This window comes from Kribbella sindirgiensis, assembly GCF_004331435.1.
In the GTDB taxonomy this organism is placed as follows: Bacteria; Actinomycetota; Actinomycetes; order Propionibacteriales; family Kribbellaceae; genus Kribbella; species Kribbella sindirgiensis.
Genome location: NZ_SJKA01000012.1, coordinates 149,041 through 176,027 on the forward strand (window position 1 = coordinate 149,041; position 26,987 = coordinate 176,027).

A 26,987-nucleotide genomic window follows, 5' to 3' on the forward strand; every position below is an offset into this window, starting at 1 on the left:
ATTCACAGCACCCGCTGACACTGCCTCGTCACGCATCGTTCACGCGCCGTTGCCGTTCACACCCCGGATCCGAGTTCTTGCCGCGCTGCGGCCGCGTCCCCACGATGGAGTCCGCCCACCCCGCAGTACCTCTTGAAGGAGGACTCATGCGCAGGCTCCGCCCAAGGCCTGGCCGCAGCTGGTCGTTGCTGCTGGCTACGATCCTCGGTCTGGTGACGCTGGCGCCGCTCGCCCCGCCGGCCGCGGCCGCCCCCAGCAGCTACTACCTGAACGTCACCGGCCAGGCCCAGCAGAAGTCGAACTGGTGCTGGGCCGCGAGCGGCAACAGCATCGCCGCGTTCTACGGCCGCACGTACTCGCAGAACCAGTTCTGCAACCTCGCCTTCGGCTACTCGATGAACGGCACCTGCCCGAACAACCAGGCCACGCTCGGCAACGACCAGAGGGCGTTCCGGGCGATCGGGATCAGCGCCGGCAGCTACGTGTCGTCCACGCTCAGCTTCAGCACGCTCGTCACCGAGATCGCCGCCGGCCGCCCGGTGATGACCCGGATCGGCTGGACCTCGGGCGGCGGTCACATGATGGACATCATCGGGTACGACGCGTCCGACTCGACCATCGAGTACTACAACCCGTGGCCGGACGACCCGCGCTACAACTACTCGTCCTACAACTGGTACCGGTCCAACTCGCAGTTCACCTGGACGCATTCCCTGTACCGGATCGGAGCCTGACATGCGCCGCCCGAAGAACGTCCTGCTCCGTTGCGCCGCCGTACTCGCCGCAGGTCTCGGTTTCACGTTCGCCGCCGCCGGTCTGGCCGATGCGGCGGGTCCGCAGCCGGTCGCGCCGGCCGAGTTGTCCAAGGCAACTGACGCCGCGCGGTCGTCCGAGGCGCTGAGCCTGCTGGGCAAGGCCGGAGGTACGGCGAAGGCCGCGGCGAGCGTCGCGCGGGACACGCGGCCGATCTACGCGCTCAACCCGGCATTCGTGCGGGACGCGGCGGCGCCGGTCGCGACCTTCTGGTACGCCGCGACCACCGCGGCGCAAGGCGGCCGGACCTTGACCGTCTTCACGACGCCCGACGAGAAGGGCGCCTGGCATGCCGTCAACGTTGCCTCCGGCAACACCGAGGCGCGGATGGTGTCGGCGGCCGCGGGGGCGCTCGTCTTCACCGAGCCTCAGGTCGGCGCGTGGTATGCGCTCTCCGGTACGCAGGTGCGACCGCTCAACCAGTCGGCGGTGAAGTCGATCGGTGCCCGGCCGATCACCGTCACCGCCTACCAGGAACTCGTCTCCGACCGGTACTCCGACAAGCTCCCCGGCACGCAGTACAACGATGCCGGCATGGCGGGCGGATACGACGCCAACTCGTCCACGGCCACTGTTGCGGTTGCGTCCGGCAACAACCACCTCATGCTGATCACCGCTGCCGGTGGCGTGCTCCTGCTCGCGCTCCTGGTGCTCGCTCGCCGGTACTCCCTCAAGGCCCGCTACAACGACTGACCCCTCCGGCCGTCGGTCGTCGGCGCCGGGGATGATCCCGCCGTACCGGACTGGTGCCACCCGGGCGCCATGTCCCCGCCGGGGCGTGCGGGGTCCGTTCCGCCTGGTTCGCCGCACTAATCCGCTGGTGCGGCGAACCGGGTGGTTGGGAGCATGGGCGAATGCCCTTCCCGGATGAGCTAGGTCCTGCGATAGCCGTCGTCGACTACAACCCGAACTGGCCCTCCGACTTCAACCACCTCGCAGCCAGGCTGCAGGCCGCGGTCGGCGACCGCGCGGTCGCCATCGACCACATCGGCTCCACGTCCGTCCCCGGCCTCGCCGCGAAGAACTGCATCGACGCACAGATCCGCGTCACCGCTCTCAGCCCCGACCTGGTCGACCTGCTCGAGTCCGCCGGCTTCCGCTGCCGCCCCGAACCGTGGAACCACACCGAAACGTCGTACGGCGTTCCCTGCGAGAAGCTCGTCTTCGCCCCACCCGCCGGAGAACGGGCCGTCAACGTCCACGTCCGCGTCGCCACCGGCCCGAACACCCGCTACGCCCTCCTGTTCCGCGACTACCTCCGCGCCACCCCAGAAGCCCGCGAGTCCTGGGGCGCCTTCAAACAACGCCTGGCCCAATCCGTCCCCGACCTCTTCGACTACGGCCAAATCAAAGCCCCCGCCACCAACATCCTCATGACCACCGCCGAACACTGGGCAACTCAAACCGCCTGGACCGTTCGCTGATCGCCGTCGCCGCGGCAGGCCAGGCGGTGGGCGCGCCCCTTGCCTTCGACGCGGACCTGGAGTTCCGGCCGGGGGAAGCGGGCATCGAACAGCCGCAGCCGGTGCCACGACTCGCCCAGTGACTCCGCACGGCCGTCGGCGATCCGCAGGAGCTCCGCGGCTTGGGACGTGCTGTCCGCGCCAGTTCGTCGGTGAGCCGGGTGGTTGGGGGCACGCGCCGATCAGGAAATGAGGTTCTTGTCCGTCACGAACGAATGCTCGCCGGTTTCGTCCTTCCAGTAGACGAGGGTCGGCGAGGTTGCGCCGTTCGTCGGCTCCGACGTCTCGAGCGCCTTCCGAGTCGTCCGGGCGGACTCGATGAGCGAATGGAACTCACTCATGATTTCCCGCTCGCTCTCCATCGTTGCCCTGTACGCGGTGTTACGCCTCGCGAGCTCCTTCTCGAGCGTGGCGCCCTCGCCGCCTGGGAAGTTACGCGCCGCCCAGTTCATGTCCTGGAGTTTCGCCTCGAGCTGACCGATCTCATCCTTGAGCGCTCGTGAGCGGTCCTGCAACTGCTGCCAGAACACGATCCCGTCGTCGATGACTGCCTTCAGGTATTCCGTCGACGAGGCGACCGATTTCGGATTCTCCTGCATGTCGACGCAGACCCGGAGATAGGAGATTCGGAGCTCCACGAACGACGCGAGCATCGCGCTGTGGGCGTCGTAGTTCGCCTGCTGAACCTCCTTGAGATCATCGACGTTCGTCGCGCTACGCGCTTCGACGAGTTGCCGGAACCTGGCGGCGAGTGCTCTCACGTCGCGTTCCGCGAGCGCGAGGCGCACGAGCATGTCGTTCGAGAAGGACCCTTCGAGACCGTACTGCCGGTAGACGTCGTCGACGGTCCTGGAGGCGGCGAGCAGTTCGCCGGCGTGTGTCGCTTCGGTCCTGGCGATCGCCTTGTCCAAGGCGCTCTTGATGGTGTCGAGCTTCCGATCGACCTGCTTGAACTGCTGCATCATCACTGCTGTGTTGAGCGCCAGGACAGCGAGGATCGGCGCCACCACCGGAAGCGAACTCGCCACGGCGATGAAGGGCGCCTGTGCCACGATCCCGCCGGCTCCCATCACGGCGCTGCCGACGCCGTTGCCGAGGGTCATGAGCGTCGCGGGATTCGCGGTGGCCATGAAGAGCGTCGACGAGAACGCTGCCGAGAGCGCGGTCGCTCCGGTCGCAGCGCCAGCGACAGCCAGCGAAAGCGCACCTTGCGGAGAGACAGACCTCGCGTCCGAGACGTAGTTCCCGGTGGCAAGGTAGGCCTCACGGAGGCTGGACATCATCAGCTCTCGCAGCTTGCCCTGGAACTCGAAGACGGCGAGCTCCGCTCCCTCACTGCCCAAGCGTCGAACCGTGACCTCTTGAGGCATCTCTTCTTCTGGCGTATCCACGACTCCCCCTTCATACCTCGCCGTACGGCGGCACACACCCCACCCCTTTGGACCGATGCGACTCTATCCCAGTCCGCAGTGCCCAGGCCGGAGCCCGATTCGCCGCTCATACCCGTCGATATCGTCGCGGCTCACCACCGCCGTGGCAGGCGTGGTTCCTGGCAGAGGAAGCTGCCTATCGCGAGTTCCAAGGCTGGGTATGAGCCCCATAGGTCGGTGCGGCGGACCGAGATGATGTGCCAGCCCAGGGCGTCGAGTTCTGTACGGCGGGTTTCGTCTTTCAGCTGTTGTTTCGTTGAGGAGTGCCACTGGTCGCTGTCGTACTCCAGGCCGAGGCGGCGGCCGTCTACTGGCAGGTCTGGATAGCCCAGGTCCAGGCGGTAGGTGCGGCCGTTGCCTTCGACCGGGACCTGGAGTTCCGGGCGGGGGAAGCGGGCGTCGAACAGCCGCAGGCGGAGCCACGATTCACCTGGTGACTCCGCGCGGCCGTCGGCGATCCGTAGGAGCTGCGCGGCTTGGGCGGTGCTGTCCGCCGGGAAGTAGGCGGCTGATGCGGATACGAGGTCGCTCATCGGCATGCCTGCGTGGAGCAGCCCGTCCACCGCCGACAAGGCGAAGGGTCGTGGAAGCTGTTTGACCAGCTCGATCGCTGTGGCGGCCGGCGTAGTGACCATGAGCCCTTGGATCTCCACGGCAGGGCGTTCGGCGAAGGTCCATTCGGGACGAAAGGGTTCCCGGGCGAGCGCGGTGGAGTCGATGCCGTGCAACCAGGCGGCGGCCCGGCCGCACACCGTCGCCCCGGACGGTACGACGAGATGTAGCGCGTCGGCCCTCAGCGCGATGGTTTCCGGCACCCGCACGTCGACGTACACGCCACTGATCAACTGCCGGATCTCACCCCGGGCCAGTAACCAAGGAAGCTTGCGCCCTACCTGGTGCGCACGAAACGGGATGCCGCAGAAGTACAGCGGCAGGTCAGCAGGAAGCATCCGCACAGCATCGCTGAATTCGGCGATCGCTGCGGAAAGTTGTCCACAGGGCTTTGGTCAGCTGAAGTCGGTGAGGGCGTTTTGGGCTTGGGTCAGCCATTCCCGGCGGGCGGCTATGGCTTCGCGGGCTTCGGTGGCTTTGCGGGTGTTGCCTTGGGCCTCGAACTTGGCGGCTTGCTTCTCGAGGTCGGCGATCAGGGACTGGAGTTGTTTGACGGTGGCCTCGGCGCGGGCGCGGGCCTCGGGGTTGCTGCGGTTCCAGACCTCGTCCTCGGCGGCCTTCACGGCCTGCTCGACGGCCCGTAGGCGGCCGTCGACGGCGCGCATCGAGTCGCGGGGGACCTTGCCGATCTGGTCCCAGCGGTCCAGGTACTCGCGGAGCTGCTCGCGGGCGGTGCGCGCGTCCTCGACCGGGAGGATGGTCTCGATCTCGGTCAGCAGTGCTTCCTTGGCCTGCAGGTTCTGCACCTGCTCGGCGTTCTCCTCGGCCTGTACGGCGTCCCGCGCGCCGAAGAACAGGTCCTGCGCGGCGCGGAACCGCGCCCACAGCTTGTCGTCCACCTCGCGCGGCGCCGGTCCGGCGGCCTTCCACTGCCGCATCAGGTCGCGGAAGCGCCCGGAGGTCGGGCCCCATTCGTTCGACGAGGCGAGCGTCTCGGCCTCGGCGGCGAGCCGCTCCTTCACCAGGGCGGCCTCTTCACGCTTGGAGGACAGCTCCGCGAAGTGCTGCTTGCGATGCCGCGTGTACGTCGTCCGCGCGGAGGAGAACCGGTGCCAGAGCTCGTCGTCGCTGGACTTGTCGAGCCGGGGGAGTGCCTTCCACTCGTCGAGCAGTTCGCGCAGCCGGGTCACGCCGTGCCGCCAGTCGGTGCCGGCCGCGATGGTCTCGGCCTCGGTGGCGATCTTGGTCTTGGCGGAGCGCGCCTCCTCGACCTTGGCGGCCCGCTCGGCCTTGCGCCGCTCGCGCTGCTGCGCGACCAGGGGCGTGAGGGCCTCGAGGCGGGTCAGCAGGCCGTCCAGGTCGCCGACGGCCTGCGCGTCCTCGATCGAGCCGGTGACCTTCTTGACCGCGGCGCGGGCGTCGTCGGGCGAGACCGTACCGGCCTGGACCCGCTGCTCCAGCAGCTCGACCTCGAATGCCAGCGCGTCGTACCGGCGGGTGTAGAAGGCGAGGGCTTCCTCGGGGTTCGCGTCCGGCCACTGGCCGACCGCCCGTTCACCGGCCTTCGTCCGTACGAAGACTGTTCCGTCCTCGGCTACCCGGCCCCAGTTCTCTCCGGCCACAACTCGCCCCTTCCGGCGGTATGCACTGCGCTCGTGCCCATTCTGGTCAGTCCCCGGTCCAACCGCGCGGACAGGGCCCGCCTGGGCGCGTCGAGCTGCCTTCCCGACGCTCAGGCCCTCCACTCGCAAAGGCCTGTCCCTGAACAATCACAAACTCCCAGCTCAGGCGCAACGGGGTTGCATCACAATCCGGTTCGAAGTACGGCGAACCGCCCGGGTAACCTTGGTGGGTCCCGAACCCCGTTCCAGGAAGGTCTGCCGTGCTCATCGCCGGGTTCCCCGCGGGTTCGTGGGGTACGAACTGCTACGTCGTCGCCACCGGCCAGGGCGCGGAGTGCATCGTCGTCGACCCCGGTCAGGACGCGACCGGCGGGGTCGAGCAGGTCGTCCGGGAGAACAAGCTGAAACCCGTCGCGGTGCTGCTCACGCACGGTCACATCGACCACATGTTCTCGGTGCTCCCGGTCTGCGGGACGTACGACGCGACCGCCTGGATCCACCCCGACGACCGGCACCTGCTCGCCGACCCGATGGCCGGGATCAGCCCGGAGACGGCGCGGATGCTGCTCGGCGGCGATCACACCTTCGCCGAGCCGGACGACGTCGCCGAACTGAAGGACGGTCTGTCCCTGGAGCTGGCGGGCCTGAACTTCACGGTCGACCACACCCCGGGTCACACCCGCGGGTCGGTCACTTTCACCACGCCGTACGACGGACCAGAAGACGTACCAGCGGTGCTGTTCTCCGGTGACGTGTTGTTCGCCGGGTCGATCGGCCGGACGGATCTGCCGGGCGGCGATCATCCGGCGATGCTGCATACGTTGGCCACCAAGATCCTGCCGATGCGCGACGAGATCGTCGTCCTGCCGGGTCATGGTGGCCAGACCACGATCGGCCGGGAGAAGGCGACCAACCCCTACTTGCAGGACCTGGAGATACCGAACTTATGAGCAAGGTGACCCCACTCAGCGGGTTCCCCGAGTTTCTGCCGAGCGACAGGATCGTCGAGTTGCAGTTCCTCGACACGATCCGGGAGACCTTCGAGCTGCACGGTTTCGCGTCGATCGAGACCCGGGCGGTCGAGCCGGTCGAGCGGCTGTCCAACCAGGGCGAGGACGCCGACAAGGAGATCTACGGCGTACGGCGGCTCGCGGCCGGCGCCGACGAGGACGCGGCCCTCGGACTGCACTTCGACCTGACCGTGCCGTTCGCCCGCTACGTACTGGAGCACAGCGGCAAGCTGGTGTTCCCGTTCCGGCGCTACCAGATCCAGAAGGTGTGGCGCGGTGAACGTCCGCAGGAGGGCCGGTACCGCGAGTTCACCCAGGCGGACATCGACATCATCGACAGCGGCGAGCTGCCGTTCCACTACGAGGTCGAGCTGCCGCTGGTGATCGCGGACGCGTTCCGCAAGCTGCCGATCCCGCCGTTCCGGATCCAGGTGAACACCCGGCAGATCCCGGAGGGCTTCTACCGCGGCCTAGGCATCGAGGACATCACCGGAGCACTCCGGATCGTCGACAAGCTGGACAAGATCGGCCCGGACAAGGTGACCGACCTGCTGACCGCGGCCGGCCTGTCCGCGGAGACCGCGAAGCAGGTGCTGCGGCTCGCGGAGATCTCGAGCACCGATGCGTCGTTCGCCGATCAGGTCCGGGCGCTGGGTGTGCAGCACGAGATTCTCGACGAGGGGCTCGAGCGGCTGTCGCAAATCATGACGGCGGCGAACGAGCACGCGCCGGGGCTGCTGGTCGCGGATCTGAAGATCGCGCGCGGACTCGACTACTACACCGGCACGGTCTACGAGACCCAGCTGATCGGTGACGAGGGCTACGGGTCGATCTGCTCCGGTGGGCGGTACGACTCGCTGGCGTCCGACGGCAAGACGACGTACCCGGGTGTCGGGATCTCGATCGGGGTGTCGCGGCTGGTGCACCGGTTGATCAGCAAGGGGTTGGTGAAGGCGAGTCGGAGTACGCCGACCGCTGTGCTGATCGCACTGAACTCCGAAGAGGACAGGGCGGAGGCCATGCGGACCGCGATTCAGCTCCGGGGCCGGGGGATTCCGGTCGAGGTGGCGCCGGCGGCCGCGAAGTTCGGGAAGCAGATCAAGTTCGCCGATCGGCGCGGGATTCCGTTCGTCTGGTTCAGCACCGAGAACGGTCCCGAGGTGAAGGACATTCGGAGCGGCGAGCAGGTGCCGGCGGACGCCGCCACCTGGGCCCCGCCCGCACACGACGTACGTCCAAGTATTGAGGAGATCTCGTGATCCGTACCCATTCCGCAGGCTCGTTGCGTGCCGAGCACGCCGGGCAGACGGTGATTCTGGCGGGCTGGGTGGCGCGGCGACGCGATCACGGCGGCGTGGCGTTCATCGACCTGCGCGACTCGACCGGCACCGTCCAGGTCGTGATCCGTGACGAGGACGCCGCGCACGGCCTGCGTTCGGAGTACTGCCTGAAGATCGTCGGCGTCGTCTCCCCGCGCCCGGAGGGCAACGCGAACCCGAACCTGCCGACCGGCGAGATCGAGGTCATCGCCGAAGAGGTCGAGGTGCTGAACGAGGCGGCCCCGCTGCCGTTCCCGGTCGAGGAGCACCACGCGACGCCGGTGAACGAGGAGATCCGGCTCAAGTACCGGTACCTCGACCTGCGCCGCCAGGGCCCGGGTTCGGCGTTGCGCCTGCGCAGCGAGGTGAACAAGGCCGCTCGCGAGGTGCTGGCCAAGCACGACTTCGTCGAGCTCGAGACGCCGACACTGACGCGTTCGACGCCGGAGGGTGCCCGCGACTTCGTGGTGCCGGCGCGCCTGCAGCCGGGCAGCTGGTACGCGCTGCCGCAGTCGCCGCAGCTGTTCAAGCAGCTGCTGATGGTGGCCGGTATGGAGCGCTACTACCAGATCGCCCGCTGTTACCGCGACGAGGACTTCCGCGCCGACCGGCAGCCGGAGTTCACTCAGCTGGACGTCGAGATGAGCTTCGTCGACCAGGACGACATCATCGCGCTGTCCGAGGAGATCCTCACCGCGCTCTGGAAGCTCGTCGGGTACGACGTGCAGACGCCGATCCCGCGGATGACCTACGGCGAGGCGATGGCCCGGTTCGGCACCGACAAGCCGGATCTGCGGATGGGCCTCGAGCTGGTCGAGTGCACGGAGTACTTCAAGAACACGCCGTTCCGGGTGTTCCAGGCGCCGTACGTCGGTGCTGTCGTGATGCCGGGTGGCGCCGACCAGCCGCGCAAGCAGTTGGACGCGTGGCAGGAGTGGGCCAAGCAGCGCGGTGCGCGCGGACTGGCCTACGTGCTGGTCGGTCAGGACGGCGAGCTCGCCGGGCCGGTCGCGAAGAACCTGTCCGAGGAGGAGCGTGCCGGGATCGCCGACCACGTCGGCGCGAAGCCGGGTGACTGCATCTTCTTCGCCGCGGGTCCGGTCAAGACGTCGCGGGCGCTGCTCGGCGCGGCCCGGCTGGAGATCGGCCGTCGCGGCGGTCTGATCGACGAGTCGGCGTGGTCGTTCGTGTGGGTCGTCGACGCGCCGCTGTTCGAGCCGGCCGACGACGCGACCGCCGCGGGCGATGTCGCGGTCGGGTCCGGCGCGTGGACCGCCGTACACCATGCCTTCACGTCGCCGAAGCCGGACTCGCTGGAGACGTTCGACACCGATCCGGGGTCGGCGCTGGCGTATGCGTACGACATCGTCTGCAACGGCAACGAGATCGGCGGCGGCTCGATCCGTATCCACCGCGAGGACGTGCAGAAGCGGGTCTTCAAGGTGATGGGCCTGACCGACGAGGAGGCCTCGGAGAAGTTCGGGTTCCTGCTGGACGCGTTCAAGTTCGGCGCGCCGCCGCACGGCGGGATCGCGTTCGGCTGGGACCGGATCACGGCGCTGCTGGCCGGCACCGAGTCGATCCGCGACGTGATCGCGTTCCCGAAGTCCGGCGGCGGGTTCGACCCGCTGACCGCGGCGCCGGCGCCGATCACGCCCGAGCAGCGCAAGGAAGCGGGGGTGGACGCGAAACCCGAGAAGGGTTGAGCATTCCCGGGCTTGGGAGGAAACTGGCGGAGTCGTGAAGATGCTTAGTTAGGTTTTCACGACGACCGCCCCTCCTACCGCCCCAGGAGTGTTCATGCGTCGTCTCCTCCTTGCCCTTCTCGCCGGTCTCGGTCTCACCGCAGCCGCGGTGACCCCGGCGTACGCGACCGTCTTCCAGACCTACGGCAGCGGCGTCAACATCCGCGCCGACGCCTCGCTGTCCTCCGCTGTCGTCGGCACGCTCAGCGGTCCCACCTCGATCGACGTGGACTGCCAGAAGAACGGCGACCTGGTCAGCAACTCGGACGGCACCAGTTCGTGGTGGGCCCATGTGCCCGCGCTCGGCGGCTACGTGACCGTCGTGTACGTCGCGGTTCCCGAGGACAAGCTTCCCGGCGTACCCGAATGCGGCTCCGAGCCGCCGGCCGGTGACATCACGCTGGCCGACGTCCAGGCGATGTTCGGCAGCCGGATCGCCAACCCGTCGCTCGTCGAGACCGGTCTGCCGTCGCTGAACCAGGCGATGCGGGACGCCCAGATCAACACGCCGTACCGGAAGGCGGCGTTCCTCGCGACGCTGGTGCACGAGTCGCGGCTGGAGTACAACATCCGCGAGATCGGCGACACCCGCCCGTACGGCGGACGCGGGTACATCCAGCTCACCGGGGACTTCAACTACGGCCCGGCCGGGCAGTACTTCGGTATCGATCTGCTCGGCAACCCGGACCTGGCGTTGTCGCTGCAGTGGAGTGCGCCGATCGCCCGCTGGTACTGGACCGTTGCCCGCGACATCAATCCGTACGCCGACAACCTCGACATGGGCCGTGTCAACGCGGCGATCGGCTACCCGGCCGGCGCCGAGGACCAGCGCCGCTGCGACTCGTTCAAGAACGCGCTGAACTACTTGACCGGCTCGGTACCGTCCGGCGTGATCTGTACGCGTCCGGCGCCGCTGCAGGGAGACACGACCAAGTTGACCCGCAGCCAGTTCGAGACCCTCAGCGGGTTCTGACTCAGGCGAACCGCAGCAGAGCCGTCCCAAGGGCGCGGACGACCTCCTCTTCGCGGAGGTCCCGCGCTCGCGGGGCGTGCTCGGTGATCGCGGCCCCGACCACGTCATCGAGACCGGCGATCAGCTCCAGTACACGCGCGACGGACGGTCCCACCGGATAGGAGTACCCCACCGAGGCGAACTCGGTCGGATCCAGGACGTCGAGATCCAGGTGGACGTACAACGGCCCCTTCAAGCCTTCGAATGCCGCTTCCAGTTCCCCCACATCAAGGCCCTTGTTTCGTAGGTACTCCTGCTCGCAGTCGTCCACCACGCGCACACCAGCGAAGACCACCTGCTGTGGTGTCAGCACGGTCTTGGGCGTCAACGCAGGCGGCCCGTCGCCGAGCAGCGTGCGCACCACCATCCCGTGGAAAGCGCCGGAGAAGGGATCTCCGGGGCCGTAGACGTCAGGGTTGGCGTCGATCCACAGCAGTGTCAGGTCTGCGCCGTACTTCGCGGCTGCCGCCGAGATCGGTACGAGGTCGACCGCACAGTCCCCACCGGCGGTCAGAACGAAGTCGTCGATCGTGGTCAGCGCTTCCTCGGTTGCCCGCTGAACACCGACCAGAGCGTCGGCGGCGCGCACCCCGCCGGCCATGGGTCCGTCCGACTCCGGTACGTCGACCGTCAGCACCCGATCGGCCGGCACCAGGCGAGCCGTCCGATGAGCTCCGTCCGCGAGAAACCGCGCGGACTCAGCCGCGGACCCCTGCCATTGCGGCACACACAACACAGTCGACATGAACGAAACCTCCACGCTGGATGGGCTGAGCGGGTGGACATCCCACCCGCGAACGATCGATCACGAGGTCGATAGAGCCCATCCGGCTCGGCGCTGCCGCAGCAACCGCCTGAGCTCGGTCAGCAGGAATCGGCGCGACATACGATCCAACCTACCCCGGGACTTGAGACGAACCAGCTGGGTTATCCGGCCCTGTCTTGGATGTGTGGGCGAGGGCGGCCAGGTCCGGGAACTGGGGACTGCTACCCATTTGTGCAGGTCGACAGTACGTATACGGCCACTGTCCGGCGATCCGGGCAGCCGGCCGGTGTAGACAGGCGGGTAGTAGAGGTATACGTACTGTCGAGCTGCCGTTTTCGGCGGGCTGTGGCTGCCCGAGGGCGCGGTCAGCCGGCTGCCGGGGGAAGGGGCACCTTCAGGGTGCTGCGGACAGGAAATACCAGGTGCTAGCCCACCAGAACCTGTCCCACGGCCCCGCAGCTCACCCCACACAGGACAGCCGGACAACGCCTGCCCGGGTATACGCCGTACGCTCCGTCGCGGCTCTTTCGGCACCTACCGAAAGTACCTAGGCTCAGGGACGTGAGCGTCGTACCGGTCGAGTTGTTGCCGCATCTGCGGCGGGCGCGGGATGTTGCCGATCGCAACTATGCCGAGCCGCTCGACCTGGCCGGGCTGGCGGCCGCGGCGGGCGTGTCGAAGTACCACTTCCTGCGGTGTTTCGCGGCGGCGTACGGCGAGACGCCGATGCAGTACGTCACGCGCCGGCGGATCGAGCGCGCGACGGATCTGCTGCGGGCGACGAACCTGACCGTCACCGAGGTGTGCGCGATGGTCGGGTACAGCAGCCTCGGGTCGTTCTCGCAGCGGTTCACGGAGCTGGTGGGGATGCCGCCGGCGCAGTACCAGCGGACGCAGGCCGGCGCGCGGATCCCGGGATGTTTCGTGTTCATGCTGGGACTGAACTCAGCAATTCCGGAGAAGCCGGCGGGGGAGTCCGGGGCCTAACGTCGTACCGAACACAACGATGAGGAGCTGCCGTGATCACCAACATCAGCCTGATCAGTGTCTTTGTCGACGACATCGACGAGGCGAAGGCGTTCTACACCGAGAAGCTCGGGTTCGTGCTGAAGAACGACGTGAGCCTGCCCGACTTCCGCTGGTGCACCGTGTACCAGGCCGACCACCCGGAGCTCGAGCTGCAGCTCGCGCTGCCGGGCCCGCCGCTGGACGAGGAGGCGACCGCCGCGATCAAGCGGATGATGGCGAAGGGCACCATGCACGGCTTCGGCATCGCCACCGACGACTGCCGCAAGACCTTCGCCGAACTGACCGCCAAGGGCGTCGAATACATCCAGGAGCCAGCGGATCGCCCGTACGGCGTGGAAGCGGTACTGCGCGACAACTCGGGCAACTGGCTTGTCCTCGTGGAGCAGCGCCCGTACACCGCCGAGGACTTCAACTGAGCGCGTCAGCCAAACTCGTGGCGTAGCGGATCAGCTCCTCGTCGGAGGGACCGAGCGGACGACTCTCGACGACCGCCACGATGCTGCCCCGCGTGACACCGCACTGCCTGGGGAGGACATGGCACAACTGTCTTGCAACGCAGGGTCACCGGTTGTGGGATGGTGAGCGGGTGGAAATCTCCGTGGACCCGGTCGGGCTGACCCCGCCGTACGAGCAGGTCCGGTCGCAGATCGAGGGGCTGATTCGGGCCGGTGAGCTGGCGCGCGGCACCAGGCTGCCGACCGTGCGGCAGCTGTCGCTGGACCTCGGGCTTGCTGTGAACACCGTCGCCCGCGCCTACAAGGAACTCGAAGCCGACCGCCTGGTCGAGACCCGCGGCCGCAACGGCACCTTCGTCCTGGCCTCCCGCAGCCAGATCGACGACGCGGCCACCCACACCGCCGCCGTCAACCTCGCCCGAACCGCCCGCGAAGCCGGCCTGTCCCTGGCAGAAGCCACTCAGATCCTCAACCAGGCCTGGTAGCCACGACGTCTCCGCCTCGCTGCGAGACGACGTCGAGACCGGCGCGCTCCAGCTCGGCTCGCAGCGCTTCGGGACGCAGGTGGCGGCGGTGGGGGAGGTACCAGGTGTTGTCGAGTTGTACGGCGTCGTCCGCCGGCGCGATGGTTCTCTCGTAGCAGATGCCGGTGGTGGCGTCGTACCGGAAGTCGCCGTCGTAAACGCGGGCCGCGTCGTACATCGCGGTGGAGAGAACGTAGTGACCGTTGGGTTTCAGGCGGTCGCGGACGGCGGTGAGGACGGAGGCACGGTCGGGGTCCGTGACGATCGACTGGAGGCAGTAGCTGTCCAGGATCACGTCGTACTGCTTGCTCCCGACCGGCATCGCGCACACGTCCTGTACGCCGAAGTTGACGCTCACGCCCCGCTCCCGCGCGAACGCCCGCGCCAGCGCGATCGCCTCCGGAATCAGATCGATCGCATCGACGCGGAACCCACGCGCCGCGAGGAAACACGCGGCCGGCCCGGTGCCACAGCCGTACTCCAGCACGTCACCCGACGTCGGCAGCCGGTCGAGAACGCTTTCGAGGAAGGCCCGGTTGGGGAAGTCGTCGAAGGTCCAGCTCTCGCCGAACAGGTCGTTCCACTGGGTCAGCCCTTCGCGCTCGAGCTGCCGGTAGGCCGCCTGGTGCTCCGCGTAGTAGTACCGCACCCGCTTACTATGTCTCGCCGCCGTACGCCCGCTCCACCCAATTCGTCCGGCGGGGAGCTCTCTTGGAGGACGGCAGATGGACGAGGAGACGGCTGTGGAAGCGGCCATGCGCCTGAAGTCGGACGCAGAGGACGCGAAGTCCGACCCCGCGGTGCAGGAGGAGTGGATCCGGCAGTCGAACCTGATCTACGGCGGGCTGGGCGCCGCCGGGCTGGTGGTCGTCCAGCCGTTCCTGACCACGTCCCCGCTCGATCTGACCGCGACGATCTGCGTGGTCGCGTTCGCCGTCTCGATCCCGTTGCTGGCGGCGCTCCTGGTACTGAACCGGCAGGAGGCCTTCCGTCGCCAGGTGACCAAGTCACGCCTGGTCAGCGTGGCCAAGGCAATCGCCGAAGGCTCCGCGTTCGTCGGCATGACCGCCGCGTTCTGGCACATCTCGCAGATCGCCGGCATCACCTTCCTCGCCACCGGCGTCTTCGCCCTGGGCGTCCACTCCGCCGGTTACACAAAACTCGAGTACGACGGCAACTTCCGCTCCCGCTTCCACCGGTCCATCGGCAAACCGCCCGCGGAGTGACCGGAAACGATTCCAAGAAAGTCGGGTCAACGTTGTAGCGAGCTATGTACACGCTCTCTCGGCGTTGCTAGATTCCGGGCTGATTTGACATCGATGTCAACCTCAGGGAGTGGTCGCGATGGTTTCGAGACGTGCGTTCCTGGCGGGCAGCGGTGCGCTGACGGTGGGTGGGCTCGGGGTGGTTCCGGGCTTCACGTCGGCAGCGCAGGCTGCGGTTTCATCGACGTCCGGCAGCCCCGCTCGGCTGCTGCCGGTGTTCAACCGCCCGAGACACCTGGACTACGGCGATGTGAGCAAACTCAGCGGGGGAGACCAGACCCTGCTGACAACGTTGCAAGGCATCGTCAACCGTACTGAGCCCGAGTTGTACTTCCTGTACGACACCGGCACGGTGAGCGTGCCGGACGCCAAATGGCTGGCCGACATGCACCTGCCGACCAAGCTGTACAAGAACCCGCTGGACCTGGTCGCCAAGTACCGCGGCCGGATCCGCGGCGCGATCGTGCACGACCCCGCCGTACCGGACTCGCTGAACGTGGCGACGACGCTCGCCGGACTCGAGAACGCCGTCGTGGCCGACGCGGATCAGGCCAAGGCGCACGGTCTGCGGATCGTGAAGGACCTGCGCGGGATGTTCGACGACGACGTCGTGAAGACGTACCGCTGGCAGCTCGACAACCTGTTCCCCAAGGTCACCCACAAGCTGCTCGCCGGCCTCCCGCCGACCCGCGTGGTCGACGTGGAGGGCGTCCAGTGGCAGGAGATCGCCCGCGAGACCCAGCAGATCCGCGACTCCTCGAACCGCGGAACGTACAACCTGGACGTCTCCGCGAAACTCGGCAAGGAGGCCGTGTACGTCCGGTTCGCGGACTCGTTCACCGACGACGGCTGGGGTGCGTCGGTGCGGCACGTGGTGGTGACGGCGAACGGCACCGAGTTCGCCCGGTTCGAACCGAACTCCCCGGAGGAGGCGCCGTACCTGTTCGACGGCTCGCACTCCTCGATCGGCGGCGAGGGCAACCGCTTCGCCGACGGCGGCAACTACTGGATCTACCGCTTCGAGCCGCCGGCGGGTACGACGTCCCTCGTCGTGACCGTGGAGATGTGGAACCAGTACCTGGTCTCCGCGACCGACACGTCCCCGACCCGCATCGAACCGTTCGCGTACTTCCGCGACTACGTGGTGGCCACCAAGGCCCTGGTGAGCTGGCTGCCACCCGGTGGCGCGACGGGCGACCTGCTCATCGAGCACTACGCGAAGTATCCGACGCTGGCGCCGTACATGGGCTGGTTCGCGAACGACGTCTCCGGTGAGTGGGACGGCGTCGATCTCGCCAGCAAGGGCGGCTCGCCAGTGGTCGCGGCCGACTTCTACATGAACGGCACCGTGCACGCCGGCTTCACGGCGCCGATCTCCGACAAGCCCCGGCCGATCCGCCGGATCGACAAGCCGAAGAACAAGGTCTACGTGACCCTGACCTTCGGCGAAGGCGACAACATCCAGTACTGCCAGCGCCGGCTACGCGAGATCTGGGACGACCCGAAACGCGGCCAGGTGCCGACGAACTGGACCATCAGCCCGTTGCTCGCCGAAACCGGCCCCGGCCTCTACAGCTACTTCCAGCGAACCGCGACCGCCAACGACCTCCTGGTCTGTGGCCCGTCCGGCGGCGGCTACACGTACCCGGGTTCGTGGGTGCCCGCCGAGCTGACCGAGTACCTGAAGATGACCGGTGGCTTCATGCGCCGTACCGGGCTGGACGTGGTGTACGCGTACAGCAGCAGGCAGGACGACAAGTGGATCCTGCTGTCGGAGGAGATCGCGAGCGGGTACAACGAGTACACGCCGGTCAAGGGGATCATGCAGACCTGGGACGGCGACCCGCTCACCGTCCGGCAAGGCGGTCTGCCGATCACCGGCCAGTGGGGCGCACCAGGTAAGGCAGCCGAGTTCAAGGCCGCGATGGATCAGCGGATCGCGAACTGGGACGGTGCGAGCCCGCTGTTCATCTCCGGTGGGATCGGCGCCTGGTCCTGGTCGCCGTCCGACATGGGCGAGCTCGGAGCGCTGCTCGGCGACCCGTACGAAGTGGTTCTCGCGAACGCCTTCTACGACCTGCTCAACAGGGTGCTGTAGAAAACAGGGGCGCGGCCGCCCGCGGGGAACGGGCGGCCGCTGGGGTGGGCTTACCAGTGGTGAGCGACGTCGATCACCAGGCGGGAGTTCGAGCCCGGGCCCGCGAGGGTGAAGACGCGGAACGGGAGCCGGGCGCGGACGCCCAGACCGATCGTGGTCTGACCTTCGAAGCTGCCCGCGTACGCGACCTGCCGGAAGGTGCGGTACCCGGTCACGTTGGTCAGTTCCTTCTTGTTCTTCGGCGCGTACGTCGCCTTGCCGGTGTCGACGTTGTACGACGACGCGTGCACGACGATCTGCAGTTTCGCACCGCCGCGGAGCGGGACGAGGAACCCCGAGCCGTCCTGGTACACGTTGCGGACGTAGCGGACGTCGTACCCGGGCGCGCGGCCCTGCAGGTCGACGACGAGCCGGTCGTAGCAGGCGTGCCGGCCGGTGCGGACTCCTGTGATCGGCGACTGGACCATCCGGCTGTTTGCCTCGGGCAATGATCCCCAGCCGCGCGGGCAGGACGCGGTGCTCAGGGACGCGGTCGAGACGGTCGAGGTGCTGCGGGGGGCGGTGGACGATCCGGACAGCGCCGGCGCGGCGAACGCGGCCGCGGGGACGGCGAGCACCGCTAAGGCGGCGACGATCGTCTTGGGTATTTTGTGCTGGAGCTTCATGATGCTTTCCCCCTTGTATGGACACTTACTTGGACGACACCAGTGGCCAACTGGTTTACTTTCGGGACCGGTGATTTCAGGTAGTCGATCGGGCACGATGTGCAGATGACCCCTGACGAGCTGCTCGACGTGTTCCACCGCCGGATCCGGTTGCCGGACGCCGATGCGATCCCCGGCTGGAAGCAGGAACACGACGGTCCCGACGGCATGGTGCATCGGTCGTACATCGAAGGTGCCGAGGGAGCCGGGTTCGTCGAGACACCGCGCGGGCTGGGCGACGACCCGGACGCGGTGATCGCGAACGAGATCGCGTTCTTCCGGGAGCGCGGCCTGCCGTTCGAGTGGAAGACGTACGCGTACGACGAACCGGCCGACCTTGGTGAGCGGCTGGTCCGGGCCGGGTTCACGCAGGAGGAGCCGGAGACGCTGATCCTCGGTGAGGTCGACCGGGTGCTGCAGCGGCCGTCTGCGCTGCCGTCGAAGGTGCGGCTGCGTGAGGCGGACGGGGCGGACGACTTCCAGCGGATCGGCGTACTCACCGACGCTCTGTGGCACAGCGGGGTGGAGCGGATCGTCGAGCGGCTCGCGGGGGAGGCGCGGATGTTCCCGGATCGGCTGTCGGTGTTCCTGGTCGAGGACGCACTGAAGGGCCCGGACGGGCCAGCCGTGTCGGCCGCCTGGATCCGGTTCCATCCCGGCACCGGGTTCGCCAGCCTGTGGGGCGGCGGGACGCTGCCGGAATGGCGCCGGCAGGGCATCTACAGCGCACTGCTCGCCCACCGCGCCCGCCTCGCGAAGGACCGCGGCTACGAGTTCCTCCGCGTCGACGCGTCCGACGACTCCCGCCCCATCCTGCAGAAACTCGGCCTGTACGGCGTCACTGTCACGACCCCGTATGAGTGGACCCCGGACCTGCACCACTCATCAACCACCCCCTAGCGAGGGGTCGCAGGCGGTGTCGAGCGTGGACGGACGGGCGACGCGCTCGTTGGTGAGTGGTGGGCGTTCGGGGGTGACGCGCGGAACGACACACCGAGGCTGTACGTTGCCTGCATCATGGCCCTGAAAATCGCTTCTCGCTTCCGCCGGCTGCTGCAGCGCCCCGGCTCGATCGATCTCGGCCCGTACGAACGGCTCACCCAGCTGGTCGGCGAGGCGGAGGACTCGGTCGTCGACCTGACCGACGAAGAGCTCACCGAGGCGGTCGCGGAACTCCGCACCACCGGCGGGCTGCACGAGGACGAGCAGATCGAGTTCCTCGCGCTGGCCCGGGACGCGGGTAAACGGGCGATCGGCGAGCGGGCGTTCGACGGCCAGGTCGTCGGCGCGCTGGCGATGCTGCAGGGCCGGGTCGTCGAGATGGCGACCGGTGAAGGCAAGACGCTGGCGGGCGCGATCGCTGCGGCCGGGTACGCCGTGGGCGGGCGCAAGGTGCATGTGCTGGCGGTGAACGACTACCTGGCCAAGCGCGACGCCGAGTGGATGGGTCCGGTGTACGAGCTGCTCGGTGTCACCGTGTCGCACGTCGGGCAGGCGTCTACGCCGGAGGAGCGTCGGGAGGCGTACCAGGCGGAGGTCTGCTACGTGCCGGTCAGCGAGATCGGGTTCGACGTACTGCGGGATCGTCTCGTCACCGATGTCGCGGACCGGGTGACCGTCGAGGCGGACGTGGCGCTCGTGGACGAGGCCGACTCCGTGCTGATCGACGAGGCCCGGGTCCCGATGGTGCTCGCCGGCGCGACGCGGAACGAGGCGCTCGACGACGACGTCGTCCAGCTGGTCCGCACACTGCGCGCAGGCGTCGACTACGAGATCGACGGCGACGGCCGGACAGTCGCCCTCACCGACCGAGGCACCGACAAGGTAGAACAAGCCCTCGGCGAACGCGCCGAGGCAGAAGCAGTCGAGGCAGAAGCGGCCGAGGCTGCCGATGACGTGACCGACGCGGACCAGGCGGACGAGGCCGACACCGACACCGACACCGACGAAGCTGTGTCGGATGACGAGGTTGTGGAGGAGGTTGAGCGGGCGCGGTTCAACTTGTATGACGACGAGAATCTGGATCGGCTGACTCAGGTGAACGTCGCGTTGCACGCCGAGGTGTTGTTGCGGAAGGACGTCGACTACCTGGTGCGGGACGGCAAGGTCAGTCTGATCAACAACAACCGCGGCCGGATCGCGAAGCTGCAGCGCTGGCCCGACGGTCTGCAGGCCGCGGTCGAGGCGAAGGAAGCGGTCCCGGTCAGCGACTCCGGCGAGATCCTGGACAGCATCACCGTCCAGGCGCTGATCAAGCGGTACAAGTCGCTCTGCGGCATGACCGGCACCGCGGTCGTCGTCGGCGAGTCGCTCCAGGAGTTCTACGACGTCGAGGTCGCCGTCGTCCCGCCGAACAACCCGAACATCCGCAAGGACGACCAGGACCGCCTTTACCTGACCGTCGACCAGAAGAACGCCGCGCTGGTCAAGCACATCGGCGAGGTGCACGAGACCGGCCGGCCGATCCTGATCGGGACCCACAGCGTCGAGGAGTCCGAGCAGCTCAGCGACAAGCTCGAAGCGGCCGGCATCGACCACGTCGTACTGAACGCGAAGAACGACGCCGAGGAGGCGGCGATCATCGCGGAGGCCGGTGTGCCGGGGACGGTGACCGTGTCGACGCAGATGGCCGGCCGCGGTACCGACATTCGGCTGGGCGGCAAGGACGAGACCCACGACAAGGACAAGGCCCTCGAACTCGGCGGCCTGTACGTCGTCGGCACCGGCCTGCACGCGTCGCGGCGGCTCGACGACCAGCTGCGCGGCCGCGCCGGCCGGCAGGGTGACCCGGGCGGGTCGCTGTTCTTCGCGAGCCTCGCCGACGAGCTCGTCACGCGGTACTCCGTCTCGTCCGGCCTCCGCCCGCACCCGGACGCTACCGGCCGGCTCACGGACCGCAAGTCGATCGGCATGCTCGAGCACGCGCAGCGGGTCGCGGACGGCGCGAACGCGGAGCTGCACCGCACCACGTGGCAGTACAACCGGCTCACGGGACAGCAGCGGGCGATCCTGCTTGAGACCCGCGAGAAGGTGCTGACCGAGGACCTGGCCGCGGACGAGCTCGCCGAGCGCGCCAAGGAGCGGTACGACGAACTGGTCGACGAGGTCGGCGAGGACGTGGTGAAGGCGGCGGCGCGGCGGATCGCGCTGCGGCATCTCGACCGGCGCTGGACCGACCACCTGGCGTACCTGGCGGACCTGCGGGAGGGCATCCACCTGCGGTCGCTGGCCGGCGGCATCGTGCACCTGAAGCCGATCGACGAGTTCAACAAGTCGGCGATCGCGTCGTTCGACACGCTCATCGAGGACTCCTGGAAGGACGCGGCCGAGACGTTCGCGGACGCGGAGATCACCGCCGACGGGCTGGACGAGGAGAACAGCGGGATCCCGCGGCCGACCGCGACCTGGACGTACCTGGTCAACGACAACCCGTTCGGCACCGAGGCGGACCGGATCCTCGGCCGCCTGCGGAACGCGATCAAGCCCGAGTCGGTCGCCGAGTCCGAGGAACTCCTCGCCGAGCAGTTCGACGAAGACGACCTCCCCGCGGAACTCCGCGACGCCGACGACGATGACCTCCCCGAAGAACTCCGCGACGCGGACACCGATGACGCGGGCGAGGCCGACGAGGCGGACGACGCCGACGGCGCGGGTAAGGGTTCTCGGAAGTAGCCCGGATCTCCAGGCCATCACAATCGGTGGCGACGGACGCGCGTAGGCGTGCGCCCCGCCGCGGGCCGGCACTTGTGATGGCCTGGGGGTCGGCTTCGACTTTGGTCTAGGGCGGGGTGGCCGTCGGCTCGATGCCGGGCGGCGGCTCGGTGGGCGACGCTCTCGTCATGCCCACGCACAAAGGTCCTTGGCTTCTCGTCTTCGACATCGCCGTGCCGCTCGGGCTGTTCTACGGGCTCAAGGCGCTCGGTGTGAGTGACTTGACTGCGTTGCTCGTCGGCGTGGTCCCGGGGCTGATCAGTTCGGCGGTGTCGTTCGCGCGCACTCGGCGTACCGACCTGGTCGGGATGGCTGTCGTGCTGAGCATGGTGGCGAGCTCGGTGGTCGCGCTGATGGGTGGGGACGCGCGCCTGCTGCTCGTCCGCAACGCGTGGATCAGCCTGCCGTTCGCAGGTATCACGTTGTGGTCGTTGCGGCACCCGCGGCCGCTCACGTTCGTCGTGACGCTGGCGATGATGCCGCGGCGGGCGCGCGTGATGGAGCAGCTGTGGGAGACGAACGCGCGCTTCCGGGACGCGTGGAAGTGGATCACCGTGTGGTGGGGGATCGCGACGATCGCCGACGGCATCGTGCGGGTGATCGTGGCGTACACGTTGCCGATCTCTGTCGTCCCCGCGACCGACCCGGTCATCACGATCGCCACCATCGTCGTCCTTCAGGTCCCGACCATCGTCCCGCTCCGCCGCAGCGGTACGTGGCACCGCGTGTTCGCCCCCCGGCGCTCTACAGTCGGGTGGGTGACCGATGACTACGTTTCGCAGGAGCGCATGCGTGAGTTGATCGACGGTGGCGCGGCGACGCCGATGCTGGCCGGGATGGACGTCGGCCCGACCTTCTACGACGAACGCTGGTGGTATGTCCCGGCCGAGGCCGCGGAGGACGCCGACTACCAGCAGGCCGACGAGGCGAAGGCGGCACGGTTCGACAGCCTTCGGCGCCGCTCGGAAGCCGCTGATCGGGTGCAGGCCGAGCTGGACGGCCGGCGATGACACCGACGATGCCTCGGGATCCGAGGACCTACCGTGGCGAGCCCAGCCGTGACGAGCTCGTCGCAGCGCAGCAGGTGGTGGACATGTTCGCCTCCGAGGCGCTGCTGGCCCTGGATCGTTTCGAGCGATCGTTCCCGGCGACGGCGACCGACCGGGAGCGTCAGGTCGCGGACCGGCTCGCGTACTGGTGGCAGAAGCTCGAGTTGGACGAGGCACGACCGGATCCGCGCGGATCCGACGCCGAGCAGATCCTCGGGGTAGCGGCCGACCTGTCGCGCGACCCCGAGAACCAGTGGGGCGTGAGCATCGAGTACGCGTCAGCGTACGCAGCCAACCTGGCTGTGATGGAGGGCCGGATGTCTCCTGTCACCACGGTCGCCGACCTGCGAACAAGGTTCGAGGAGGCGTACGGCGGCCAGGCGAGCGAGCCGGAGCGGGCCGACGACTGGCTGGGCCAGTCGCTGACCCGACTCGGGCGCGCGAGTGTCCTGCGGGACGTGATCGCCGAGGGTGCGCGGGTCGGCGCGAGCGAGGCGCTCCACGAGGCGGCCGACGAGCTGGTTCGGCAGGGGCAGCGGTTGATGGACGACCGGCGCGAACTGGCAGTCCAGCAGGAGGTGCAGCCTGAGAACCACGGGGTCCGTTGGCACGCAAGGAACTTTGCCGCCGCCGCGGCCTACGGCTGGGGTATGACTGCGGCCGACTCGGTCGTGGCCTACGCGGCCATGAACCTCGCCACGGGTTTCTACGCCGTGAGCGCCTGGAACGAACGGCGCGATCAGCGCACCGCGTTCGAACATCGCCTCGACCCGGCGCAGGCTCAGCTCCGCTCCGTCCGTACCGACCTGATCAACAACCTCGACGAGGCCGGCGCAGTGACCCGTCGCAACGCCGGTGCCCTCCGTAACTCCAACCGCCCCACCGGACCATCCCGATGACCGCGGAGGCGGTCGTGCGGGTCCGGGCCGAGTTGGACCGTCGGCGATGAGTCCGCGGGCCGAACTGCAGGAGCCGAGCCGGGACGAGCTCGTCGCTGCGCAGCAGGTCGTGGATCTGTTCGCTGCCGAGGCGCTGCTCGCCATCGACCGGTACGAGCAGTCGTTTCCGGCGGGTGCGCCCGACAAGGAACGGCGTACGGCGGACCGGCTGGCGCACTGGTGGCGCAAGCTCGGGCTGGACGACGTACGCCTGGATCCGGAGGGAACCGACGCCGAGCAGATCCTGGTGGCGGCGTCCGATCTGGCGCTCGACCCGAGGAACCACTGGGGGCTGAGCCTCGAGGAGGCATCCGCTCAGGCTGTGAACCGGGCGGCGATGGACGGCCGAACCATGCCGACCACGACCATCGCGGACCTCCGGGAGAACTTCGAGAGCGCGTACGGCGGGCGCGTGGATCTGCCCGACCGGGACGACGAATGGATCGCGCAGTCGCTGACCCGGCTGGCGCGGGCGAGCGTTCTGCGGGACGTGATCGCGGAGGGCGCGCAGATCCGGGTGAGCGAACCGCTGCGGGCCGCGGCCGACGACATGGTCCGGCAAGGTCAGCAACTGATGGACGACCGGCTCCATCTCGCCCGGCGTCAAGAGGCGCCGATCAGTCGGCGCCCGCTGATCGCCCGGCAGGCGAAGATCAGCTCGCTGTACTTCGCGTACAGCATGGGTGTGGAGCTTACCGGTGCGCCGTTGTGGGCCGAGCTGCTGATGAAGACGCCCGCGATGGCGGTGCTCTTCAAGGAGACTCGCGACGCCTGGCGAGAGCACGATCACGCGGTCGCGACCCGGCTGGACCCCGCCCAGGCCCAGCTCCGCTCCGTCCGCAAGGGCATCGCCGACTCCCTCGACACCCCCACCCCCGCCACCCGCCGCGACACCCGAGCCATCCGCAGTACCCACAACCGCCCCACCGGCCCAACCCGCTAACCCACCCCGCCCGCCGCGGGGTTGCTTGGTGGTGGGGTGCGGGGTTCGGCGGGGTGTCGGTGGGGGTGGATAGGCTTCTGGGGTGAGTGATGGGTTGTTCGATCTTCCGGGGGCGCCCGCGCCTGCCCGTGGTGGCGGGAGTCTGGCGGATGCGGACCACACCGCGGCTCCGCTGGCGGTGCGGATGCGGCCGCGCAGTCTGGACGAGCTGGTAGGTCAGCAGCATCTGCTGGCGCCCGGCTCGCCGTTGCGTCGGCTGGTGGAGGGCGATCAGCCCATGTCGCTGTTGCTCTGGGGCCCTCCGGGGACGGGGAAGACGACGATCGCGGCGGTCGTCTCGCACCAGACCAACCGGAAGTTCGTGGAGCTGTCGGCGGTCACCGCTGGGGTGAAGGACGTCCGGCAGGTGATCGACGCTGCCCGGCGCGATCTGTCCCGCGCGACCGGTGCGGTCGAGACCGTGCTGTTCATCGACGAGGTCCACCGCTTCACGAAGGCTCAGCAGGACGCGCTCCTGCCAGGCGTCGAGAACCGGTGGGTCACCCTGGTCGCGGCGACCACCGAGAACCCGTTCTTCTCCGTCATCTCACCGCTGCTCTCGCGCAGTCTGCTGCTGACGCTGGAGTCGCTGACCGACGACGACATCGCCGTACTGCTCGATCGGGCGCTGACCGACGAGCGCGGCCTGAACGGCGAGTTCGAGCTGGCCGAGGACTCCCGGGACCATCTGCTGCGGATGGCCGGGGGCGACGCCCGCCGCGCGCTCACCTACCTGGAAGCGGCCGCGGGTGGAGCGCGGGCCAAGGACGCGAAGGTCATCGACCTGAAGACGCTGGAGACGGCGGTCGACCGGGCCGCGGTCCGGTACGACCGGGCCGGGGATCAGCACTACGACGTCACGTCCGCGATGATCAAGTCGATCCGCGGGTCGGACGTGGACGCGGCGATGCACTATCTGGCCCGGATGATCGAGGCGGGGGAGGACCCGCGGTTCATCGCGCGCCGGCTGGTGATCTCGGCCAGCGAGGACATCGGGATGGGCGACCCGACCGCGCTCGGGGTCGCGATCGCGGCCGCCGAGGCGGTGCAGCTGATCGGGATGCCGGAGGCGCGGATCAACCTCGCCCAGGCGGTCGTCGCGCTCGCGCTGGCGCCGAAGTCGAACGCGGTGATCATGGCCGTCGACGCGGCGATCGCGGACGTGAAGGCGGGCAAGGTCGGCCCGGTCCCGCCGCACCTGCGGGACGCGCACTACGCCGGCGCGAAGAAGATCGGCCACGGGTCCTCGTACCAGTACTCCCACGACGACCCGCGCGGTGTGCTCCCGCAGCAGTACGCGCCGGACGTGATCGACGGCACCGACTACTACAAACCCACCCGTCGCGGCGGCGAAGCGGCGTACGCCGACCGGGTCGCCGCCATCCGCAAGATCCTCCGGGATCGCAAATGAGCCGTACCGAGGATCACGTGGCCGCCTTCAACCTGGCGGTGACGAGCGGCGCCTGGGAGGCGTTCGCCGATCGGTTCGCGCCGGACGCGACGATGCGGTTCGTGGGTGTTCCGGCCGGACCGTTCGAAGGGCGGACGGCGATCGCGGCGGCGTACCGGGAGAATCCGCCAGGCGAGACCATGACGCTCATCGAGGACGGCGACGAACGGGCGCGTTTCCGCTGGTCAGGTGGTGGGACCGGCACGATGGAGCTGCGCTGGGCGCCGGACGGAGCCGTGCAGACACTCACCGTGAGCTTCGATTGAAGCGTTCGAGTCGGTAAACTGCCTCGCGGCCTGGGGGCGGAAGGTAATGGTTTTGAGGCAGCCCCATCCTCGGCATGTTCGTAAGCGTCCGCCGGTGCTGAAGCTCGGGGCGGCTGCGGCAACAGTCGCTGTCCTGGCAGCAGCGCTGTTCCTGTACCCGTTCAGGTCCGAGCACTCGGAGACCGGCCAGGTACCGCAAGCCGCCGGTTCCTCCAGCCCGACGGTCGATCGGTCGGAGGGTACGTCGCGATCGAGCGCGCGCCCGTCGCTCCCGGTCGGTAAGCCACTGAACCCGCTCGCGCCGCAGACCAGCGCCGGGTCCACGTCCAACGTCCCGCTGACCGGCCCGGGTACGAACAACCCGACCACCGCGGACCCCACCACAGGAACCCCACCCGGCACCCCGTCATCCAGCACCTCGTCGTCCAGCACCCCGGCACCCACCTCCCCGTCAAGCACCTCGACGACCACCACCCCGACGCAGCCGGCGACAACGACCCCGTCGACCAGTACGCCGACTCCGCCTGCGACCACCGCCGTACCGTCGACCACTCCCAGCAGCACGCCCAGCACCACACCCGTCGTCTACCGGAACTGCGCCGAGGTCCGCGCCGCCGGGAAGGCACCGCTGTATCGCGGCGATCCCGGCTACACCCCGGCCCTCGACCGCAACGGTGACGGCATCGCCTGCGAGAACGGCAACTCCTGACCCGCTGAGCCGGGC

The 26,987-nt window shown here is 68.5% G+C and carries 26 protein-coding genes; 20 read left to right on the top strand and 6 right to left on the bottom strand.

Features of this window, described 5'->3' with window-relative positions; genetic code table 11:
• Window positions 1–146: 146 nt before the first annotated feature.
• The 3 genes from E0H50_RS29650 (at window position 147) to E0H50_RS29660 (ending at window position 2,237) form a co-directional block, all read left to right on the top strand.
• Window positions 147–734 (top strand): papain-like cysteine protease family protein, encoded by a 588-nt coding sequence (locus tag E0H50_RS29650; RefSeq protein ID WP_131293828.1) that lies wholly within the window; start codon window positions 147–149, stop codon window positions 732–734.
• A gap of 1 nt (window position 735) precedes the next feature.
• On the top strand, window positions 736–1,506 hold the full coding sequence (locus E0H50_RS29655; protein ID WP_131293829.1) for a hypothetical protein: 771 nt from the start codon (window positions 736–738) through the stop codon (window positions 1,504–1,506).
• Between the two features lie 161 nt (window positions 1,507–1,667).
• Window positions 1,668–2,237 carry a GrpB family protein gene (locus E0H50_RS29660; protein ID WP_131293830.1) on the top strand — a complete coding sequence of 190 codons (570 nt, stop codon included), beginning with the start codon at window positions 1,668–1,670 and terminating at the stop codon, window positions 2,235–2,237.
• Window positions 2,238–2,458: 221 nt separating this feature from the next.
• Here E0H50_RS29660 and E0H50_RS29665 read toward each other — a convergent pair whose 3' ends face one another.
• The 3 genes from E0H50_RS29665 to E0H50_RS29675 all read right to left on the bottom strand — a co-directional run bounded on the left by E0H50_RS29665 (window position 2,459) and on the right by E0H50_RS29675 (window position 5,940).
• Window positions 2,459–3,703 (bottom strand): hypothetical protein, encoded by a 1,245-nt coding sequence (locus E0H50_RS29665; protein ID WP_131293831.1) that lies wholly within the window; start codon window positions 3,701–3,703, stop codon window positions 2,459–2,461.
• A gap of 95 nt (window positions 3,704–3,798) precedes the next feature.
• Window positions 3,799–4,656, bottom strand: a complete 858-nt coding sequence (locus E0H50_RS29670) for a hypothetical protein (protein WP_131293832.1) — start codon at window positions 4,654–4,656, stop codon at window positions 3,799–3,801.
• Window positions 4,657–4,713: 57 nt separating this feature from the next.
• Window positions 4,714–5,940 carry a DUF349 domain-containing protein gene (locus E0H50_RS29675; RefSeq protein ID WP_131293833.1) on the bottom strand — a complete coding sequence of 409 codons (1,227 nt, stop codon included), beginning with the start codon at window positions 5,938–5,940 and terminating at the stop codon, window positions 4,714–4,716.
• A 260-nt stretch (window positions 5,941–6,200) separates the two neighbouring features.
• Here E0H50_RS29675 and E0H50_RS29680 point away from each other — a divergent pair, with 260 nt between their 5' ends.
• The 4 genes from E0H50_RS29680 to E0H50_RS29695 all read left to right on the top strand — a co-directional run bounded on the left by E0H50_RS29680 (window position 6,201) and on the right by E0H50_RS29695 (window position 10,987).
• Window positions 6,201–6,890 carry an MBL fold metallo-hydrolase gene (locus tag E0H50_RS29680; protein WP_131293834.1) on the top strand — a complete coding sequence of 230 codons (690 nt, stop codon included), beginning with the start codon at window positions 6,201–6,203 and terminating at the stop codon, window positions 6,888–6,890.
• On the top strand, window positions 6,887–8,209 hold the full coding sequence (gene hisS, locus E0H50_RS29685; protein WP_131293835.1) for a histidine--tRNA ligase: 1,323 nt from the start codon (window positions 6,887–6,889) through the stop codon (window positions 8,207–8,209). Before E0H50_RS29680 ends, hisS begins: the two co-directional genes overlap by 4 nt.
• Window positions 8,206–9,975, top strand: coding sequence for an aspartate--tRNA ligase (aspS, locus tag E0H50_RS29690; RefSeq protein WP_131293836.1), 1,770 nt, complete (start codon window positions 8,206–8,208; stop codon window positions 9,973–9,975). Before hisS ends, aspS begins: the two co-directional genes overlap by 4 nt.
• Before the next feature lie 94 nt (window positions 9,976–10,069).
• A complete protein-coding gene (locus E0H50_RS29695; RefSeq protein ID WP_131293837.1) occupies window positions 10,070–10,987 on the top strand; it encodes a glycoside hydrolase family 19 protein in 918 nt (305 codons plus the stop codon).
• 1 nt (window position 10,988) lies between these two features.
• Here the strand turns inward: E0H50_RS29695 and E0H50_RS29700 are convergent, their stop codons facing one another.
• Complete coding sequence (locus tag E0H50_RS29700) at window positions 10,989–11,771, bottom strand: arginase family protein (RefSeq protein ID WP_131293838.1); 783 nt, start codon at window positions 11,769–11,771, stop codon at window positions 10,989–10,991.
• 582 nt (window positions 11,772–12,353) lie between these two features.
• On the opposite strand from E0H50_RS29700, the gene E0H50_RS29705 reads away from it, so the two are divergent.
• The 3 genes from E0H50_RS29705 to E0H50_RS29715 all read left to right on the top strand — a co-directional run bounded on the left by E0H50_RS29705 (window position 12,354) and on the right by E0H50_RS29715 (window position 13,761).
• Window positions 12,354–12,779 carry a helix-turn-helix transcriptional regulator gene (locus E0H50_RS29705; protein ID WP_131293839.1) on the top strand — a complete coding sequence of 142 codons (426 nt, stop codon included), beginning with the start codon at window positions 12,354–12,356 and terminating at the stop codon, window positions 12,777–12,779.
• A gap of 32 nt (window positions 12,780–12,811) precedes the next feature.
• Window positions 12,812–13,237 (top strand): VOC family protein, encoded by a 426-nt coding sequence (locus E0H50_RS29710; protein ID WP_131293840.1) that lies wholly within the window; start codon window positions 12,812–12,814, stop codon window positions 13,235–13,237.
• A 170-nt stretch (window positions 13,238–13,407) separates the two neighbouring features.
• Window positions 13,408–13,761 (top strand): GntR family transcriptional regulator, encoded by a 354-nt coding sequence (locus E0H50_RS29715; protein WP_238151357.1) that lies wholly within the window; start codon window positions 13,408–13,410, stop codon window positions 13,759–13,761.
• On the opposite strand, the gene E0H50_RS29720 is transcribed toward E0H50_RS29715, so the two are convergent.
• Complete coding sequence (locus E0H50_RS29720; RefSeq protein WP_165547340.1) at window positions 13,745–14,449, bottom strand: class I SAM-dependent methyltransferase; 705 nt, start codon at window positions 14,447–14,449, stop codon at window positions 13,745–13,747. The two genes, E0H50_RS29715 and E0H50_RS29720, sit on opposite strands and share 17 nt — an antisense overlap.
• Window positions 14,450–14,525: 76 nt before the next feature.
• Between E0H50_RS29720 and E0H50_RS29725 the strand changes: the two genes are divergently transcribed.
• The gene (locus E0H50_RS29725; RefSeq protein WP_131293843.1) at window positions 14,526–15,026 is read left to right on the top strand and encodes a hypothetical protein; all 501 of its coding nucleotides are present in this window, start codon (window positions 14,526–14,528) and stop codon (window positions 15,024–15,026) included.
• Between the two features lie 118 nt (window positions 15,027–15,144).
• Entirely contained in the window at window positions 15,145–17,163 is a 2,019-nt protein-coding gene (locus E0H50_RS29730) for a GxGYxYP domain-containing protein (protein ID WP_131293844.1), read from the top strand.
• Between the two features lie 50 nt (window positions 17,164–17,213).
• Here E0H50_RS29730 and E0H50_RS29735 read toward each other — a convergent pair whose 3' ends face one another.
• On the bottom strand, window positions 17,214–17,828 hold the full coding sequence (locus tag E0H50_RS29735; protein ID WP_202868382.1) for an AMIN-like domain-containing (lipo)protein: 615 nt from the start codon (window positions 17,826–17,828) through the stop codon (window positions 17,214–17,216).
• Window positions 17,829–17,933: 105 nt separating this feature from the next.
• Between E0H50_RS29735 and E0H50_RS29740 the strand changes: the two genes are divergently transcribed.
• The 8 genes from E0H50_RS29740 to E0H50_RS29775 all read left to right on the top strand — a co-directional run bounded on the left by E0H50_RS29740 (window position 17,934) and on the right by E0H50_RS29775 (window position 26,972).
• Window positions 17,934–18,767 carry a GNAT family N-acetyltransferase gene (locus E0H50_RS29740; protein WP_131293845.1) on the top strand — a complete coding sequence of 278 codons (834 nt, stop codon included), beginning with the start codon at window positions 17,934–17,936 and terminating at the stop codon, window positions 18,765–18,767.
• A gap of 117 nt (window positions 18,768–18,884) precedes the next feature.
• On the top strand, window positions 18,885–21,539 hold the full coding sequence (locus E0H50_RS29745) for a preprotein translocase subunit SecA (protein WP_131293846.1): 2,655 nt from the start codon (window positions 18,885–18,887) through the stop codon (window positions 21,537–21,539).
• Window positions 21,540–21,706: 167 nt separating this feature from the next.
• Window positions 21,707–22,588, top strand: coding sequence for a VC0807 family protein (locus E0H50_RS29750; RefSeq protein ID WP_131293847.1), 882 nt, complete (start codon window positions 21,707–21,709; stop codon window positions 22,586–22,588).
• 8 nt (window positions 22,589–22,596) lie between these two features.
• Window positions 22,597–23,526: a hypothetical protein gene (locus E0H50_RS29755; RefSeq protein ID WP_131293848.1), complete on the top strand. Its 930-nt coding sequence runs from the start codon at window positions 22,597–22,599 to the stop codon at window positions 23,524–23,526.
• A 46-nt stretch (window positions 23,527–23,572) separates the two neighbouring features.
• Entirely contained in the window at window positions 23,573–24,508 is a 936-nt protein-coding gene (locus tag E0H50_RS29760) for a hypothetical protein (protein ID WP_131293849.1), read from the top strand.
• A gap of 82 nt (window positions 24,509–24,590) precedes the next feature.
• Window positions 24,591–25,958, top strand: a complete 1,368-nt coding sequence (locus tag E0H50_RS29765) for a replication-associated recombination protein A (RefSeq protein WP_131293850.1) — start codon at window positions 24,591–24,593, stop codon at window positions 25,956–25,958.
• Window positions 25,955–26,263, top strand: a complete 309-nt coding sequence (locus tag E0H50_RS29770) for a nuclear transport factor 2 family protein (protein ID WP_131293851.1) — start codon at window positions 25,955–25,957, stop codon at window positions 26,261–26,263. Before E0H50_RS29765 ends, E0H50_RS29770 begins: the two co-directional genes overlap by 4 nt.
• 94 nt (window positions 26,264–26,357) lie before the next feature.
• Window positions 26,358–26,972, top strand: coding sequence for an excalibur calcium-binding domain-containing protein (locus E0H50_RS29775; protein WP_238151359.1), 615 nt, complete (start codon window positions 26,358–26,360; stop codon window positions 26,970–26,972).
• Window positions 26,973–26,987: the final 15 nt, after the last annotated feature.

What these genes read in the sequence shown, in the direction of transcription:
- hisS (WP_131293835.1), top strand. Translation starts at nt 6,887, where the DNA reads ATGAGCAAGGTGACCCCACTCAGCGGGTTCCCCGAGTTTCTGCCGAGC.
- E0H50_RS29670 (WP_131293832.1), bottom strand. Translation starts at nt 4,656, where the DNA reads ATGCTTCCTGCTGACCTGCCGCTGTACTTCTGCGGCATCCCGTTTCGT.
- E0H50_RS29750 (WP_131293847.1), top strand. Translation starts at nt 21,707, where the DNA reads ATGCCCACGCACAAAGGTCCTTGGCTTCTCGTCTTCGACATCGCCGTG.
- E0H50_RS29725 (WP_131293843.1), top strand. Translation starts at nt 14,526, where the DNA reads ATGGACGAGGAGACGGCTGTGGAAGCGGCCATGCGCCTGAAGTCGGAC.
- E0H50_RS29745 (WP_131293846.1), top strand. Translation starts at nt 18,885, where the DNA reads ATGGCCCTGAAAATCGCTTCTCGCTTCCGCCGGCTGCTGCAGCGCCCC.
- E0H50_RS29730 (WP_131293844.1), top strand. Translation starts at nt 15,145, where the DNA reads ATGGTTTCGAGACGTGCGTTCCTGGCGGGCAGCGGTGCGCTGACGGTG.
- E0H50_RS29695 (WP_131293837.1), top strand. Translation starts at nt 10,070, where the DNA reads ATGCGTCGTCTCCTCCTTGCCCTTCTCGCCGGTCTCGGTCTCACCGCA.
- E0H50_RS29755 (WP_131293848.1), top strand. Translation starts at nt 22,597, where the DNA reads ATGCCTCGGGATCCGAGGACCTACCGTGGCGAGCCCAGCCGTGACGAG.
- E0H50_RS29740 (WP_131293845.1), top strand. Translation starts at nt 17,934, where the DNA reads ATGACCCCTGACGAGCTGCTCGACGTGTTCCACCGCCGGATCCGGTTG.
- E0H50_RS29700 (WP_131293838.1), bottom strand. Translation starts at nt 11,771, where the DNA reads ATGTCGACTGTGTTGTGTGTGCCGCAATGGCAGGGGTCCGCGGCTGAG.
- E0H50_RS29660 (WP_131293830.1), top strand. Translation starts at nt 1,668, where the DNA reads ATGCCCTTCCCGGATGAGCTAGGTCCTGCGATAGCCGTCGTCGACTAC.
- E0H50_RS29735 (WP_202868382.1), bottom strand. Translation starts at nt 17,828, where the DNA reads ATGAAGCTCCAGCACAAAATACCCAAGACGATCGTCGCCGCCTTAGCG.
- E0H50_RS29770 (WP_131293851.1), top strand. Translation starts at nt 25,955, where the DNA reads ATGAGCCGTACCGAGGATCACGTGGCCGCCTTCAACCTGGCGGTGACG.
- E0H50_RS29650 (WP_131293828.1), top strand. Translation starts at nt 147, where the DNA reads ATGCGCAGGCTCCGCCCAAGGCCTGGCCGCAGCTGGTCGTTGCTGCTG.
- E0H50_RS29655 (WP_131293829.1), top strand. Translation starts at nt 736, where the DNA reads ATGCGCCGCCCGAAGAACGTCCTGCTCCGTTGCGCCGCCGTACTCGCC.
- E0H50_RS29760 (WP_131293849.1), top strand. Translation starts at nt 23,573, where the DNA reads ATGAGTCCGCGGGCCGAACTGCAGGAGCCGAGCCGGGACGAGCTCGTC.